Below are 15,763 nucleotides of genomic sequence, written 5' to 3'. Positions count from 1 at the left end.
CGGCAAGGGGAACCTGGGGCGCGCCTTCCTTCTCGAGGCCCGCGATCATCGCCGGCTGCGTCGAGAAGACCCCCGCCACGTCGGCCTCGTTGGCTTTCGTCGTCCGGAGCAGCTTTCCATCCGAGCCGATCGCCACGACGTCTCCCGGCTCGAGCCCGGATTCCGACGGAAGGCGGTCGGCGAAGTCATTGCTGTTGCCGTTGAACGAGGCCGCGGTGACGGCGCCGGCCGAATTGACGGCGAATTGAGGGCTGACGGACCCCCCGCCAAAGCCCTTGATGAGCCATCCGCCAGAGTTGCCATTGCCGAGGACCATCGCCGAGTCGGTGCTGTTGTTGGTCGCGTAAATGGCGATTCCATTGCCCTGCGCCCGCAGCGCGGAGCCGTCCAACCCGGTTCCTCCCGATTGCGCCACGACGCCAAACCCCGTGACCGAGTCTCCGAGAACTCCCACGACGCTGCCATCGCCCGAACCTTCCACTCCCGCCCCGCCACCGGAGCTCGCCAGATTCCAGCCGAACACGCCATCGCCCGAGCCCGCGTGCGTGTATCCCACAACGCCCTCGGCCTTGTCGCTGACGCCGACCACGCCGTCGTCGTTGTCACTCTGCCCCCAAACGCCCACGTGCGTCGCGGAATTGCCCAGGACTCCTGCGGGGTTGGGGGCGTTACTGAGGCTGCTCGGACTTCCGAGATTGCCTACGATCGAAAACCCCGAGGTGTTCTGATTGGTGACTTGGAAAGCCGGGGAGGAAACTGATGTGCTGCCTGTGAACGGCAGCGTCAGTCCGCCACCGCCGCCGGAGGCCGCGATCGTGATCGTCGATCCCGACGGCGTGAGCGTGACGTTCGAACCGGCGGCGAGCGTGACGGTATCGTGCAATCCGTTCAGAGACCGGACGACCTGGCCGTTCGCAATCGCCAGCGGCGAAGACCCCGTCCCGGCGCCGGCCAGGCTGGAATCGTGCGTCACCGAAGTCAGGCCACTTCCGCCCCCTCCCGTGTAGGCGATCGAGATCGCGTTCCCCGACGGCGTGATCGAGATTCCCGATCCGGGCGTGAGTTTCAAAGCACCCGTCAACCCGTTCAGGCTTGTTACCCCCGCGCCGGTTCCCCCATTTCCGAGCAGATCGTCCCGGAAGCTCATCTCGAAGCCGGAGGAATCCTGAGACTCGTTGGCCACCTGCGCACCGGCGATCAGGACCGAACCCGTCCCGGACGTCACCGTCGCCGTCATCCGGGCGTTCGTCGTGTGAATGCCGGTGACGACGTCTCCCACTCCCGGCTGGATCTGCTCGTAGGGGCCGAGCGGAAAGGCCCTCTGGCCGAGCAAGGCACCAGCGCCGTCGAAGACCTGGACGTTGACGGTCGGCGATCCTCCCCCTGTCTCGACGAGTGCGAAGTTGTACCGGAAGTCTTCCGACCCGCCCTGGTTGATCCCCTGTATCGACGCGGACTGTCCCGCCGAGATCGAGAAGCTCCTCGGCACGCCGGCGAAGAAAAGCCCCTCCGTTTTGCCCAGATCGTCTCCCGCCGCCTGGTTGTAGATTCGCTCGGCGACGAGGATCGCGCCGTCCGAGACGATCCGAGCCGCTCCGAGGGCGTTGGTCAGGCCGAGCTTCGTTTCGACGACGTTCTCGTAGACTTTCGTCTCTCCCGGGGAGAGCGTGTCGGTGAACTTCGCGGGGTTGGGGTTGGGCTGTCCCGCCTTCAGGAAGTCGAACGTGAAGTGAACGGGGGCGCCCGTCAGGTTCGTCGTCCAGACGGTCGTGTAGAACTCCGCGCCGTCCTTCCCGGGGACCCTCCCCACCGCCGGCAGGAACGTCTCGGTCGTTTGAAATCCTGCCTCGACGGCAACGGCCGTCAACAGGACGGCGATCGCAAGAAAAGATCTCCCGATTCCCGATGCCCTCTTCATAACCACCCTCTCCTTCCTCCTTCGTTCCCCGACGAACGTCATCGGGGGCCCTTTACTCTTCGTCCGCGACACCAGCCGAGCCGCGAAGCGCATCCACGGCCGGCAGATTTCTCCAGTCCCCTTGCTTGTTCCTCCTCGGCCCAGATTCAGGATCTGTCGACCGAGCTCGAGCTCGCTCACGACAACATCCGGCTTCCGAGCGCGATCCACGCCGGCGTCTGAACGAAGTGAAACGCGATGTGAAATGCCGCGAAGATCACCAGAGCGCCCCAGCCGAGCGCCGGATGCAGCCGGCGATGGCGGAGCGTGTCGATCGCCAGGCAGAGAAGAACGAATCCGTCGAGCCCGCGGAGGATCAGGAGATTCGTCATGAAGTGAACCGGAAGACGCGCGAGCGCGTCCGGAAGCATGCAGGCGATCGTCAAGAGCATCAGCCGCTTGTGATAGTCGGTGCGGCGGCGCAGCCGGACCGCGAGGCCGACCAGACCGGCGAACAGCACCATCTGAACCAGGTCGAGGCTCGTGATCACGATCTGCGAGCCGGCAAAAGCGGTGTGGTTGCGGACTTCGCGCGCGGCGGCATGGAGTGTCGTTACGGAGCCGAAGACCACGACCAGTCCCGCCCACACGGCGCCGAACACGCCCACCCGCCGATGCCACCGGACCTTGTGGGCCACGATGAGGCCCGATTGGACGACGAGCAGAACGACCCACCCGGTCATCACCGCGCCGTGGACATGGAGCAAGAGCGGCAACGACGGCGTGTGGAAGAACGGCTTCAGGTAAAACGTGCGCGCGAACGTCCACAAGACCAGGGCCAGGAAGGCGACGCTGGCGCCGAGGTAGAACCGGCGTTCGAACCGGCGGTCGGAGCCGACGACGGCTCCCCCCGGCCGGGCGGCTCCGAAGACGCGTGTCCCGCAATTCGAGCAGAAGGTCTCGTTTCCCACCTGCGGGAAGCCGCAACTCGGGCACGTGCTCATCGGAGCCTCCCCTCCCTCGACCTTTCGAAGTCCTCTCCGAAATTCACGGCCCTCGGAACAAGAAACGAACGGATCGTCGGAGGGGAAGGTTTCCGTTCGATCAGAGGCAGGTTTCGGGCGAAATACACGCCGGCGGCGCCGGCAATGCCGGGCAGGAAAAGCGCGGCGACAATCGCGATGATGGTCTCGATGCGGCGCTCCCCCGGACTCTCGGCGTCTCGGGGGATCCCGCCGGCTTCGAAGATGCGGCTCTTGCGATTCGCACGGAAGGCTTCGAGCGAAGCGTGAACGTACGCGCTGAACATCGGTCCCCCCTTCCCTTGCCGGGCACGATGGCCTCTGTGGAATAATTCGTCTTGGGAGTTTCCATAGGTTCTCGCTGGATTTTTTCTGGCCCGCAAAATGGGTGAAGCAGATAAGTTGAATGTTTCCAATGGCCTCTACGAATTCGGCCCGTTTCGGCTGGAGGCGCGCGAGCGCCGCCTTCTGAACGGCGGGAAATCGATTGCTCTTCAGCCCAAGGTCTTCGACACGCTCCGGCTCCTCGTCGAAAACGCCGGGCACGTCGTGACGAAGGGTGAGCTGATGGCGGCCCTGTGGCCGGGAACCGCCGTCGAGGAGGGCAACCTCACCAAGAACATCTGGCTCATTCGAAGAGCGCTCGGCGAAGCGGAAGGAGAAAATCGCTATATCGAGACCGTTCCGAAGGCCGGATACCGATTCGTCGCATCGGTGCGCCGGATCGCGGAATCTCCTCCTCCGGCCGCGGCCCCGACGTCGCCGAAGCCGTCTCTCGTGGATCGAGAAACGACTCCGGCGCCGATCGTCGCGCTCGAGAGGAAGAGCCGGCGCGGGCGCGCGATCGCCGCGGCGGCGATTCTGGCGGTAGTCCTCGTTCCAGCGATCTTCTGGATGAAAAATCGGAGCGCGGGCGCTCGGCGGAAATCCTCCACACGGATTGCCACGGCCGCCGTCCCAGTCCGCCGGTCGGTCGCCGTGCTCGGGTTCAAGAACCTCTCCGGCCGATCCGACGCCGAGTGGCTCTCGACGGCGGTCTCCGAGATGATGTCGGCCGAGCTTGCTGCCGGAGAGCGTCTGAGGCTCGTCCCGATGGAGAACGTCGTGCGGATCGCGGGCGCACGTTTCCCGACCTCGCCCGGGACGCTTTCGCGCGAAAGTCTCTCGAAGCTGCGGACGAGTCTCGGCGCCGACTTCGTCCTTTCCGGCTCCTACGTCGCGATTTCCTCGACCCCCGGGGAGGCGGTTCGATTCGACATGGTTCTCCAGGATGCCTCGACCGGCGAGTCTCTTGCCACGGTGACGGAAACGGGAAATGAAAGCGATCTCTTCAAGCTCGTGGCCTCGGCCGGCGACAGCCTTCGATCGCGGCTCGGCCTCGAGGCAACGTCTTCTTCACAATCCGGCAGCATCGCCGCTTCACTTCCGAAGGATCGAGAGGCCGCGCGTCTCTACGCGTCCGGGCTCGCGAAGCTCCGGGCATTCGACGCCCTCGCCGCGCAGCCGCTCCTCGAGGCCTCGATCCGGGCCGAGCCGGACTTCGGGCCGGCTCACGAGACCCTCTCGGAGACCTGGTCGGCTCTGGGGTACGACGAGAACGCGCGCAGGGAGGCGGAGAAATCCTTTCGGCTCGCGAGCGGATCGCCGGCGGCCCGTACCGCGGCGGAGGCGCGTCTCGCCGAGACCCGCAAGGAGTGGTCTCGCGCCGAGAGTCTGGACGCCTCGATCCTCCGCTCGCACCCCGACGATCTGGAAGCCGGCCTTCGGCTCGTCTCGGTGCAGGTGGCGGGGGGCCGCGCCCGGGAGGCGCTCGGGACGCTGTCCTCGCTCGCCTCGCTGCCGGCGCCGACACGCGACGACCCCCGGATCGACCTCGCGCGGGCCGACGCCTTCGACGCTTTCTCGAAATGGCGGGACGAGCTCTCGGCGGCCGAGTCGGCGGCGACGAAGGCCCGGCGGAACGGTTCGGCGCTCCTGCTCGCCGAGAGCCGGCTCCGGGAGGCGGCGGCTCTCAGGAGTCTCGGCGACACGGCTCGGGGTCGGCGAGCTTACGAGACGGCGGCGGAGCTGTTTCGGAGCGCCGGAGACAGCAACGGCGAAGCCGAGGCGTTGATCGGAATCGCCAACGCGACCAGTGACGAAGGAAAATACGACGATGCGCAAACCCTCTGGCGGCGGGCGGAGGCGACCTTCGTGCGGACCGGCAACCGAAAGGGCGAAGCGCACGCTCTGAGCGACCTTGCGATCATCGACTGGCTTCGGGGCGACGTCGACTCCACGCTCAACGAGGGTCGTCAGATTCTCGCGATCTATCGCGAGATCGCCGACCAGCGGGGAATCGTGTGGGGTCTGACGGCCACCGGCAACGTCCTGGCGGATCAGGGTCAGTTCGAACGTGCGCTCGCGCTCCAGGAAGAGGGCGTGTCAATCAGCCGAAGAATCGACGACGATGGAGATCTCGCCTACGGCCTCGCCTCTCTCGCGGACACGTTTCTGGCGCAGGGGCGTCTCGACGAAGCGCGCAGGAATTACGAGAGCGCGCTCGCGCTGTCGAAAAAACTCGGGGACCCCGACGCCGAAGCGACGCACGAGAACGACCTCGGAAACGTGTTTTTCGACGAAGGCGACCTTTCGCAGGCGGAGACCCATTATCAGAAAGCCCTCGCCGGAAGACGCAAGTTGGGGATCAAAGACAAGGCGGCGGAATCGCAGATGCTGATCGCGACTCTCCGCGACGCCGAAGGGCGCTACGCGGAGGCCGCGCCGCTCGCGGCAGAGGCGGCCCGGGTTTTCGCAAATTTGCGGCAAACCGGCAACGGAGCGAATGCGCTCGCCGAAGAGGCGCGGGCGGATCTGGGTTTGGGCAGGGCCTCCCAAGCCCGGTCACTCTGCGAGAAGGCTCGAACCCTGTTGAAAGACAACCACCAGAACGGCGCGAATCTTGCCGTTCTCCTGGAGGCCGTTCGAGTCGAAACCGAGGCGCGGGACCTGGGCGCGGCGCGGAGGCTCTCTGCGGAATTCCAGGATCGAGCCGGAAAGTCCGGATGGCTCTTCTACATTCTCGAGGCTCGCCGCGCCGGCGCGGAGATCGAAATCCTCGCCGGAAGAAAGCAGGAGGGCTACCGGCAGCTCCGGATTCTCGCGAAGGAATCCCGCGACAGGGGCTTCGGCCTCGTCGCTGCCGAGGCGCAGAATCTCAACGATTCGTCCCGATAGGCCGATCCGACGCCGGCGGTTTTCTTGTATTACTGAATGCGCGGGAAGAAAGCGGCCAGATGCGAGCGCCGACGGCGTGGCCAGCCGAGAGCCCGCCGGGGCATTCCGGGGCCGCGGCGTACCGGGGAGTACGTTGCGGCCGCGGGTGGGCCGTTCGCGCACGGAGGGCTCGATGGATGGTCCGCGCCAGCCGAACCTCGGCGGCGAAGACCACTTCAGTTGACCGAACGACGAGGCGCGGTGAGGCGCGAGGCCGACGGGATGCGGGTCGCCGGTCGTCGCCTAAGGCGTACCGGCGAGCGTACGTCGTGGCGGCGGCCGGCGGCACGCGCCCGTCCGCCTCGATGCATCGCCGCGCCCGCGAGAATTCAATGTGTGAGCGGCCCGGAGCCGCTCACACATTGAATTTGAACAGCATCACGTCGCCGTCCTGCACCACGTACTCCTTCCCCTCCTGCCGGACGATCCCTTTTTCGCGCGCGGCCGCCATCGATCCGGTGTCGATCAGGTCCTTGTACGCGACCGTCTCCGCGCGAATGAACCCGCGCTCGAAGTCGGAGTGGATCACGCCGGCCGCCCTGGGGGCGGTGTCCCCCTGGTGGATCGTCCACGCGCGGACCTCCTTCTCGCCGGCCGTCAGGAACGTTCGAAGGCCGAGCAGGTGATACGTCGCTCGGATCAGCCGCCCGACACCCGACTCCAGGACGCCGAGGGACTTCAAGTACTCGGCCGCCTCCGCGTCGGAGAGCTCGGAGAGCTCCGCCTCGATCTGCGCGGAGATGACGATCGCCTCGCTCCCGGCGTGCCGCTCCGCGAATTCCATGACCGCCTGCACGGCCGGGAGCTTCTCGGCGTTGGTGAGGTCGGACTCGGCGACGTTGCAGGCGAAGAGCGTGGGCTTCATCGACAGGAGGAACCAGCGCCTCGCCGCGATCTCGCGATCTTCGGGGCCGAAATCGAACTCGATCGCCGGGCGTCCGGCGTCGAGATGCGCCTGCATCCGCCGCGCGAGATCGGCCTCCGCCTTCGCCTCCTTGTTGTTCCCCTTGGCGAGCCGCTCGGCCTTCTCGAGCGCCTTGCCGACGGTCTCGAGATCGGCCAGGACGAGCTCCGTCGTGATCGTCTCGATGTCGGCGACCGGGTCGATTTTCCCCGAGACGTGAATGATGTCCTTGTCCTCGAAGCAGCGGACGACCTCGACGATCGCGTCGACCTCGCGGATGTGCGAGAGGAACTTGTTGCCGAGCCCTTCCCCCTTCGACGCACCCGCGACGAGGCCGGCGATGTCGACGAACTCGACCGTCGCCGGGATCAGGACCTGCGTCTTGACGATCTTCGCGAGCGGCTCCAGCCGTTCGTCGGGAACGGTCACGACCCCGACGTTGGGGTCGATCGTGCAGAACGGGTAGTTCGCGGCCTCGGCCTTGCGCGTCTTCGTCAGCGCGTTGAAGAGCGTCGATTTCCCGACGTTGGGCAGTCCCACGATCCCGGCGCGCAGCATGAGGCGGGGAAGATAGCACGCGTTCTGCGTCACCCTGACGCTTCGGCATCGCGGGCAAACCCCTCTCCCGGCGGGAGAGGGGCGGGGGTGAGGGAGCCCTGCACGCCCGAGCGGCGGTTCCTGACCCCTCACCTCATCGGGTGGAGCTTGTCCGAAAAGGGCGCTTCCAACCGGTCCGGCGACGGAGGCGTGTCTCCCGCCCATTCGGCCTGGCTCACGATGATCGGATCGTCCGACTTCGCGAGCGACGCGAGCGTCTCGGCCGCCTTCTCCCGCTGCGCCGGCTTTCCCAGGAACCGAACGATGTTCAGAGACATCATCGACTCGAAACGGAATCTGCGGTCGGGATCCTTCGTCGCGACCGTGACGATCTCGTCGAGCTTCTTGTCCGGCAGCGCGAGCGTGACGTGCGACGGGTCGGGTCCGGAAAGGTAGGGCATGACGTCGATCCGCGTCACCTGCTCGGCGGTGCGAAACCTTTGCGGCGCGGCTTCGCCCAGGACCAGGGACGCCGCGAGAGCCAGCTTCATGTCTCCCCGACGGCGGGCCAGATCGTAGATCCCCTCGGTGCCGATGCGGATCGCCGCCAGGCCGACGAGATCGCTGATCAGGATGGTGTCGTCCTGCCGGAGCAGCCGCCCGAGCCGGATCGCTCGGCGGAAATCTTCCATCGCCCGCTCCGGATCGGGAGACGCCTCGCCTCGCGCCACCCACGACCTTGCGAACGCGAGCGCGAGGAGCAGGTTCGGAATCTGGGTGTCGGTCCCCCTCGTTGCGAAGACGTCCGGATAGAAGCGCATCGTCGCCTGATCGCACCACGGCTCGGCCTCGCGCAGCAGCGGATCCTCCGGAGGCAGGACTTTTCCGACATCGTTCGGGCCTTCGACTCGACGGTCCATCGCCGCGTCCCCTTCGCGAGAGCGTCGACCGTTCGGCTTCGCAAAGTCCGCGAACCACCTCGCCGCGTTCTCCGTCCCCGTTCCGAGCGGAGCGATCAGGTCGAGGTCGGTTCTGAATTGAATCGGCCAGGAAAGCGAGAACTGACTGCATGCCCAGCACGGAAACGTGAGCGCCGCCATCCGGATCGGCGCGGGATCGGGGACGACCGCGCCCCCGATCGCCAGCGGATGCGCCTCTGCCGTCCCGCCGCGCCGGTCGAGCCGGACCCCGAGAAGGACGGCGAGTGCGGCGGTCATCGAGACCACGGCAGCGAGCTTTCCGAGAGACGAGCGATCCTGGGAAGTCATCATGATTTCTCCTTTCCGGAGGGCGGCCTCACGGAATGCCGTCGATGGCCGATTTCGTCGGTACCCGCTTCCTCGAAGAGAGCAGTCCAGGCTTCGTCGTCGGGATCGATCCGCGGAAGCGAGATCGCGCGAGCGAGCTCCGGCTCGTGGCGGGGTCGAGCCGCCCGTTCGTTGTCACGGGGAACCGAGGCCACGACGGGAGGTCCTTCCCGGCGCGGGGCCCTCAGCGAAAGTGCGACGTGCGCGAGCGCGAGAAGAGCCATCGCGGCGGCCCAGGAGATCCTCAAGGGCCGGCTCTGCCAGATCCGCGTCCATCGGCCGACAGGCTCGCGCGCAAGGACCGGACCCACGGCCGCGAGCACCCGGGCGCGCAGCTCCGCCGGCGGCAAAGGAGGCCCGGCGCCGTCGAGGGGGTCGCGATCGTCTCTCATTTCTCTTCTCCCATGCGTTTGCGAAGCCTCGCCATCCCGAGCCGGTAGCGGCTCGCGGCCGTGAATGTCGGAACGTGGGTGATGTCGCCGATCGTCTCGAACGTGCAATCGGCGAAGTGCCGCAGGTAGATCGCCTCGCGCTGCGCCGAAGGAAGCGCGGCCATCCAACGCGACGCCCGGGCGGCGTCGATCGCGCGTCCCGGATCGTTTTCCGCCGCGACGAGCAAAGGGCAATCTTCGAGGGAGCTCGTCGGCCGGCGTTTCTTTCGCCGGGTCACGTCGACCGCCAGGCGGCGCGCGACGGAAAGCAGCCATGCCCTGGGGTTCGCCACCCCTGAAAGATCGCCGCGTCGTTGGACGAGCCTGACGAAGAGCTCCTGGACGACGTCGTTTGCGTCCTCGATCGATCCCGTCCTCCAGACGGCGAGCCCGAAGACCTGTCGTGAGCAGACGTCGTAGAGCTCCTCGATGGCGGAAGTCCGGCCGCTCGCCAGCTCCGAGAACAGTCGTCGCCAGAGGCCAACACCGGCGTCCCCCGCCGGAGCGGCGTCCACGATCTTCCCCGCGGGACTTCGGGGAATCTCGTCGGTCATGGCGATCATGGTAGTAGAGACGCCCGAGAGTCCACCGTTTGTCATTTCGAAGTGCCGATCGGCGATAATTCGGCCTCCGCCGATGCCCGACGGTCACCCGGATCGCTTGATTCCGCTGCTATGCTTCCGCCACAACTTGGAGGTCCGATGAAACGTCTCCCGACCGTCCTGATGGCCGTATTCCTTCTCGCCGCGGCGGCGCGCGCCGACGAGAAGTCGGCGATCCGCGGCTTCCTCGCCGGCTCCGCGGCGGACGAGACCGCGCGCGAGACCGCGTTCCGCTCCGCGATCGATCCGAACACGATCCGCGAAACGATGCGCACGCTTTCCGCGCGCCCGCACCACACCGGGTCCGAGCAGGACCGGATCAATGCCGAATGGATCCTCGATCGGTTCCGAAGCTTCGGCTGGGACGCGAAGATCGAGACCTTCGACGTCCTCTTCCCCACGCCCTCCGAACGGATCCTCGAGATGACCGCGCCCGTGCAGTTCACGGCGAAGCTGGCGGAGCCGGCGGTTGCCGAGGACCCGACTTCGAGTCAGAAATCCGAGCAACTCCCCACCTACAACGCCTATTCGATCGACGGCGACGTTACGGCGCCGCTCGTGTATGTCAACTACGGAATCCCGGCCGACTACGAGGAGCTCGACCGGCTCGGGGTGAGTGTCGCCGGAAAGATCGCGATCGCCCGTTACGGGCATTCGTGGCGGGGGATCAAGCCGAAGGTCGCGGCCGAGCACGGCGCCGTCGGCTGCATCATCTATTCCGACCCGCACGAGGACGGCTACCGCGAAGGAGACGTCTTCCCGAAGGGGCCGTTCCGGCCGCCGGACGGCGTGCAGCGCGGGAGCGTCGCCGACATGCCGCTCTATCCGGGCGATCCCGAAACTCCCGGCACGGGATCGGTCCCGGGCGGGAAGCGCCTGGCGCTTTCGGAAGCGAAGACTTTGACGAAGATCCCCGTCATGCCGATTTCCTACGCCGACGCGGAACCGATGCTCCGGCGCCTCGACGGGCCGATGGCGCCGGACGGCTGGCGCGGCGCGCTTCCTTTTTCGTACCACGTCGGGCCGGGAGCGGCGACGGTCCATCTGCGCGTGAAGTCTCACTGGGACGTCAAGCCCGTCCGGGACGTCGTCGCGACCCTCCGGGGCGCGCAATTCCCGGACGACTGGATCGTGCGCGGCAATCACTACGACGCGTGGGTCAACGGCGCCGAAGACCCGATCTCCGGCCAATCCGCGATGCTCGAGGAGGCGCGCGCGCTCGGCGATCTCTGGAAGAAAGGGTGGCGGCCGAAGCGGACGATCGTCTACTGCGCGTGGGACGGCGAGGAGCCGGGCCTCCTCGGCTCGACCGAGTGGGCGGAGACGCATGCGGACGAGCTTTCCCGGAAGGCCGTCGTCTACATCAATTCCGACTCGAACGCGCGCGGGTTCTGGAACGCCGGCGCATCGCACAGTCTCCAGCGCTTTTTCCAGGGTGTGGCCGAATCCGTGACGGACCCCGAGAGCCGGGTGTCGATCGCCGAGCGGCTGCGGCGGCGCGCGATCTCCGAAGCGGCGCGGCGGGAACGCGCGGGGGAACGGGATTCGGAGGAAGCGCCCACCCCGGAGGAGGTCCGCGGCCGGAAAGAGAATCCGGTGGACGCGCTCGGGTCCGGATCCGATTACACGGTATTCATCGACCACCTCGGAATCGCTTCCGCGAACGTCGGGTTCGACGGCGAGGACGACGGCGGCATCTACCACTCGATCTACGACGATTTCTTCTGGTACACCCATTTCTCGGACCGTGATTTCGTGTACGGCCGGGCGCTCGCGCAAGCCGCGGGAACCGCGGTGCTCCGCCTGGCCGGCGCGGACCTCCTGCCCTTCGACTTCGAAGCGCTCTCCGAGGCGGTCGCTCACTACATCCGCGACATCCGCCGCCAGGCCGAGAAGGAGCGCGCCGAGGTGCGCGAGAAGAACCGCGAGATCGAGGAGGGTGTCTTTGCCGCCATCGACGACCCGCGGCGGCCGACGATCGCCCCGAAGGAAGCGCCGGTCCCTCCGGTGATCGGTTTCGCTCCGCTCGAGAACGCGCAGGCGAAGCTCGCCGACGCGGCGAAGGCGTTCGACCGGGCGTTCGACGCCGCGCTCGCCGCGGGAGCGCGCCCGGAGATTCTCGCGGCGGCCAACGAGAAGTTGAAACGCGCCGAACGGACGCTGCTTTCCGACGCGGGCCTCCCGGGCCGCCCGTGGTTCCGGCACCAGGTGTATGCGCCCGGTTTCTACACGGGATACGGAGTCAAGACGCTGCCGGCCGTGCGCGAGGCCGTCGAGCAGAAGAAATGGGACCTCGCCGAGCGCGAGGTCGCCCGAGTCGCCGGGGTGATCGAGAAGGAGGCGGCGTTGGTCGCCGATATCGCCGCCGGGCTCGGGAAGGCTCCGAGGTAGAGACCGCCCGGGGACTTGCGCCCGCGCCGGGACGGCGTATCGTAGGTTCAGGAGCGGAGATGGCTCGCGGTTGGGGAAAAAGCGAGGAAGACCTCCCGGCGGAGAAGGAATCGGCCCGGGAAGAACGCTCGGCCGTCTCCGACGCCGCCCGGCGCGCCGACACCCGGCTTCGGGGGGAGCGCCACGCGATCGACCTGTCGCTCGCGCGGATCGCCGAGCAGCTCGCGCGCACCACGAATCCGGACCGGCGCGCCGCGCTCGAGTCGGCGAAGCGGGAGCTCGAGGAAAAGAAGAAAGCGCTCGGATAGGACCCGCCTCTCCCGGCGGGAGAGGCCGGCGCGCGGAGCGCGCCGGGTGAGGGAGCCTCGGCGGTGACCTGGCAGGCTGCTGAAAAAGGGAATCCGAGCGGGGTGTCGCGAGTCTTGCCGATCGTTCGCACTACCGCGCGGCTCTCGAGGCGAAGCGTCGTGTCGCGCCGGACGTGATGACAGGCGAACGGCAAGACTCACTCCACCAAAAGGTTGCGGCGGCGCCGGCCCGCCTGCGGCGTTGCCGTCGCTGGACGATGCAATCGGCATCGTCTTCGCGACGGCGTCTTGCGTTCGAGCCGGCGGCGCTCGCAACCCCGCCACGGACCCTTTTTCAGCAACCGGCTAGGGCGCCGAGAACCGCCGCGCCGTGTCCGGAAGGACCATTTCGAGGAGGAAGCCGGGGAAGGCGCGGCGGATGCGCTCGACCCGTTCCGCTCCCGATCCGTCTTCGCGGACGAGCTCGCGGATTCGCGTCAGGTACTTCCGTTCCGCTTCCACGATCTCCGCTCCTCCCGGCGCGCCGTGCCCGGGGACGTACGTCGCGGCGCCGATCGAAAGCAGCCTTTCGAGGCCGGCCTCGAAGCCCTCGAGCGAGGCGTCCTCGAAGTTGACGTGATACCCGTTCGAGACGAGGTCTCCGGTCACGACGACGGATTCCGCGGGAACATGGACGGCCGCGTCTCCCGCCGTGTGTCCGTGGCCGGTGTGGAACACCCGAACCCCGACGCCGCCGAGGTCGATCGTGAGCTCTCCGGAAAAAGTCAGGGCGGGAGGGAGACACTCCGCGTCGGCGAAGAGCCCGGCGAGCGCCGGGTCGCGCTTCCGCTCGGCGACGATCGCCGGATGGAACGTCTCGATCCCGCGCCGGCATTGGGCGTGCGCGACGACCGTCGCCCCGTTCCGCGCGAACCAGGAGGAGCCGAGCGCGTGATCGGTGTGATGATGCGTCAGCACGACCCACCGCACCGGCGCCGCGAAAATCCGCGTGACCGCCTCTTCGACCGCCCGCGCGTGCGCCGGCGCGATCAGGGGATCGACGACGAGCGTCGCATGAGCGCCCCCGATCGCGGTGCAGTTGGCGCCCCAGCTCGTCGTCATCTCCTCGCCGCCCAACGTGAGGACGGCGATGTTCTCGCGGATCCGGGTCTCGGTCAGATCGTTCATCGTGCCGCGTAGAATACCGTCCGACTGATGAAAACGCGCTCCGGTTTCCCGAGCAAGCTCCCGCGACGCCTCTCCGGGCTTCGTTCTCCCGATTCCTCCCTGGCCGCGCTGCCGGCAGCGCAATGGCGGCCCGAGTGCGCGGGGCCCATCGCGGCGCGACTAAGTCTCGCGCCATCGCTGCGCGAGACGACTTGCGCCGCGGGAGCGGGAGCGCAGCGAGGGGGTGGCGGTCCCGGCGGTCGAGTCGCTCGTTCGACGAGCCGCCGGGCCGCCACGCGCTCCGGTTTCCCGAGCAAGCTCCCGCGACGGTGCGCCTGGGCCGGGACCGATCCCCTGTACGTCGGCTACCACGACGCGGAATGGGGCGTCCCGGTCCGCGACGACCGCGTGCTGTTCGAGTTTTTGATTCTCGAGGGTTTCCAGGCGGGCCTTTCGTGGATCACGATCCTTCGCAAACGCGAGGCCTTCCGGAGAGCGTTCGACGAGTTCGACGCCGCGAAGATCGCGCGGTACGGAGCGCGCGTCCGGGAACGGCTGATGAAGAATGAAGCGATCGTCCGGAACCGCGCGAAGATCGCGGCGGCCTCCGGCAACGCGAAGGCGTTCCTGGACGTCCGCCGGGAACGCGGCTCCTTCGCGAGCTATCTCTGGGACTTCGTCGGCGGCCGGCCGATCCGCAACCGGTTCCGGACGCTCGCCGACGTCCCTGCCGAAACCGACGAGTCCCGGGCGCTTTCGAAGGACCTCCGGGCCCGCGGATTCAACTTCGTCGGCCCGACGATCTGCTACGCGTTCATGCAGGCGACCGGGATGGTGAACGATCACCTCGTCTCGTGCTTTCGGCACGCGGAGATCGCGAAGCTCGGATAGCGCGACGCCCCATTCGCCGCCGGGAACGCAAATTGCTCTTCCCTCTCTCATGGCGCGTTACGAAGTTTCGGAATTCCAGCTCGACGGGTTCCACGGTTTTCGATTGACCGATTCGGAAAGCGGCGCCGAGACGCACGTCTTTCCGCAGCTCGGCGACAACGCGACGACGTTCCGGACGGTCCCGCGCGGCCTCGACGGTCCGCCCATCGACGTCGTCCTGCCGCCCGAGCGGCTGAGCGAGCTCGCGCGCGTCCCTTTCTCCGCCGGAGTCCCGATCCTCTTCGCCTTCCCGAACCGGGTTCGTGACGGACGCTACGAATTCGAGGGGAACACGTACGAGATGCACGACCTTTATTCGAAGAAGTGGGACCACGCCGCCGGGCAGGCCATCCACGGGCTCGTCGACGACAAGCCGTGGAGCGTCGAGCAGGCGGCGGCCAACCGGGCGGGCGCCTTCGTCACCTGCTCGCTCCGCGCGGAGTCGTTCTCGCTCGTCGCCGCCCAGTTCCCCTTCCCCTGCCGGCTCGTCGTGACGCACCGCCTCCGCGAAGGCCGGCTCCATCTCGAGGCGGCGGTCCACAACACGGGCGAGACGGACCTTCCGCTCGGATTCGGCCTGCACCCGTGGTTTCCGGCCGCGATCCTGCCGGGCGCGATCCTCCCCGACGTCGTCGACACGATCCCGGCGCAACGCCGCGCCGGATCCGAGGTCCGGATGCCCGCCGCGGGCCATTGGGAGCTCGTCGACCGGATGCCGACCGGAAGGGTGCTCCCGGCCGAAGCCGACGCAACGAAATACGATCTCCGGGAATTCCGGCCGCTCGACCGGCGCCATTACGACGACGTCTTCACCGGCGTGCGACGCGACGACCGGGGCTGGTCGGAAGCCGCGCTGCGCGACCCGGAGAGCGGCCTCGAGCTCTTCGTCGCGGCGGGCCCGGAGTTCCGGGAGTGGGTGCTCTACGCGCCTCCCGATCGCTCCGTCGTCGCGATCGAGCCGTACACTTGCACGACCGACGCCGCCAACCTCGCCGCGCGCGGAATCGACTCGGGCCTGATCGCGCTTCCGCCG

The 15,763-nt window shown here is 67.5% G+C and carries 12 protein-coding genes; 5 read left to right on the top strand and 7 right to left on the bottom strand.

Annotated elements, in window-relative coordinates:
• Both VKH46_10850 and VKH46_10845 read right to left on the bottom strand, forming a co-directional pair.
• A partial coding sequence (locus VKH46_10850; GenBank protein ID HKB71332.1) for a hypothetical protein occupies window positions 1–1,918 on the bottom strand: 1,918 nt, incomplete at its 3' end.
• A 176-nt stretch (window positions 1,919–2,094) separates the two neighbouring features.
• Entirely contained in the window at window positions 2,095–2,901 is an 807-nt protein-coding gene (locus VKH46_10845; protein ID HKB71331.1) for a zinc ribbon domain-containing protein, read from the bottom strand.
• Between the two features lie 420 nt (window positions 2,902–3,321).
• Between VKH46_10845 and VKH46_10840 the strand changes: the two genes are divergently transcribed.
• Window positions 3,322–6,135 carry a tetratricopeptide repeat protein gene (locus VKH46_10840; protein HKB71330.1) on the top strand — a complete coding sequence of 938 codons (2,814 nt, stop codon included), beginning with the start codon at window positions 3,322–3,324 and terminating at the stop codon, window positions 6,133–6,135.
• Window positions 6,136–6,529: 394 nt separating this feature from the next.
• Here VKH46_10840 and ychF read toward each other — a convergent pair whose 3' ends face one another.
• From ychF to VKH46_10820, 4 genes are all read right to left on the bottom strand, one after another.
• The gene (ychF, locus tag VKH46_10835; GenBank protein HKB71329.1) at window positions 6,530–7,636 is read right to left on the bottom strand and encodes a redox-regulated ATPase YchF; all 1,107 of its coding nucleotides are present in this window, start codon (window positions 7,634–7,636) and stop codon (window positions 6,530–6,532) included.
• A gap of 128 nt (window positions 7,637–7,764) precedes the next feature.
• Window positions 7,765–8,883 carry a hypothetical protein gene (locus VKH46_10830; protein HKB71328.1) on the bottom strand — a complete coding sequence of 373 codons (1,119 nt, stop codon included), beginning with the start codon at window positions 8,881–8,883 and terminating at the stop codon, window positions 7,765–7,767.
• Entirely contained in the window at window positions 8,883–9,314 is a 432-nt protein-coding gene (locus VKH46_10825) for a hypothetical protein (GenBank protein HKB71327.1), read from the bottom strand. Before VKH46_10825 ends, VKH46_10830 begins: the two co-directional genes overlap by 1 nt.
• Window positions 9,311–9,952 carry an RNA polymerase sigma factor gene (locus VKH46_10820; GenBank protein ID HKB71326.1) on the bottom strand — a complete coding sequence of 214 codons (642 nt, stop codon included), beginning with the start codon at window positions 9,950–9,952 and terminating at the stop codon, window positions 9,311–9,313. Before VKH46_10820 ends, VKH46_10825 begins: the two co-directional genes overlap by 4 nt.
• A gap of 102 nt (window positions 9,953–10,054) precedes the next feature.
• Between VKH46_10820 and VKH46_10815 the strand changes: the two genes are divergently transcribed.
• Together VKH46_10815 and VKH46_10810 are read left to right on the top strand one after the other, a co-directional pair.
• Window positions 10,055–12,346 (top strand): transferrin receptor-like dimerization domain-containing protein, encoded by a 2,292-nt coding sequence (locus VKH46_10815; GenBank protein HKB71325.1) that lies wholly within the window; start codon window positions 10,055–10,057, stop codon window positions 12,344–12,346.
• A 59-nt stretch (window positions 12,347–12,405) separates the two neighbouring features.
• Complete coding sequence (locus VKH46_10810) at window positions 12,406–12,654, top strand: hypothetical protein (protein ID HKB71324.1); 249 nt, start codon at window positions 12,406–12,408, stop codon at window positions 12,652–12,654.
• 345 nt (window positions 12,655–12,999) lie between these two features.
• On the opposite strand, the gene VKH46_10805 is transcribed toward VKH46_10810, so the two are convergent.
• On the bottom strand, window positions 13,000–13,821 hold the full coding sequence (locus tag VKH46_10805) for an MBL fold metallo-hydrolase (GenBank protein ID HKB71323.1): 822 nt from the start codon (window positions 13,819–13,821) through the stop codon (window positions 13,000–13,002).
• A gap of 27 nt (window positions 13,822–13,848) precedes the next feature.
• Between VKH46_10805 and VKH46_10800 the strand changes: the two genes are divergently transcribed.
• Both VKH46_10800 and VKH46_10795 read left to right on the top strand, forming a co-directional pair.
• On the top strand, window positions 13,849–14,691 hold the full coding sequence (locus VKH46_10800) for a DNA-3-methyladenine glycosylase I (protein ID HKB71322.1): 843 nt from the start codon (window positions 13,849–13,851) through the stop codon (window positions 14,689–14,691).
• 49 nt (window positions 14,692–14,740) lie between these two features.
• The coding region (locus VKH46_10795; GenBank protein HKB71321.1) for an aldose 1-epimerase at window positions 14,741–15,763 on the top strand (1,023 nt) is incomplete at its 3' end.

This window comes from Thermoanaerobaculia bacterium (assembly GCA_035260525.1).
Taxonomy (GTDB): Bacteria; Acidobacteriota; Thermoanaerobaculia; order UBA5066; family DATFVB01; genus DATFVB01.
This window is presented reverse-complemented; position numbering and strand designations above follow the sequence as displayed.

Coding starts and splice junctions, on each gene's coding strand:
- VKH46_10845 (HKB71331.1), bottom strand. CDS start 2,901: ATGAGCACGTGCCCGAGTTGCGGCTTCCCGCAGGTGGGAAACGAGACC.
- ychF (HKB71329.1), bottom strand. CDS start 7,636: ATGCTGCGCGCCGGGATCGTGGGACTGCCCAACGTCGGGAAATCGACG.
- VKH46_10830 (HKB71328.1), bottom strand. CDS start 8,883: ATGACTTCCCAGGATCGCTCGTCTCTCGGAAAGCTCGCTGCCGTGGTC.
- VKH46_10825 (HKB71327.1), bottom strand. CDS start 9,314: ATGAGAGACGATCGCGACCCCCTCGACGGCGCCGGGCCTCCTTTGCCG.
- VKH46_10820 (HKB71326.1), bottom strand. CDS start 9,952: ATGACAAACGGTGGACTCTCGGGCGTCTCTACTACCATGATCGCCATG.
- VKH46_10815 (HKB71325.1), top strand. CDS start 10,055: ATGAAACGTCTCCCGACCGTCCTGATGGCCGTATTCCTTCTCGCCGCG.
- VKH46_10810 (HKB71324.1), top strand. CDS start 12,406: ATGGCTCGCGGTTGGGGAAAAAGCGAGGAAGACCTCCCGGCGGAGAAG.
- VKH46_10805 (HKB71323.1), bottom strand. CDS start 13,821: ATGAACGATCTGACCGAGACCCGGATCCGCGAGAACATCGCCGTCCTC.
- VKH46_10800 (HKB71322.1), top strand. CDS start 13,849: ATGAAAACGCGCTCCGGTTTCCCGAGCAAGCTCCCGCGACGCCTCTCC.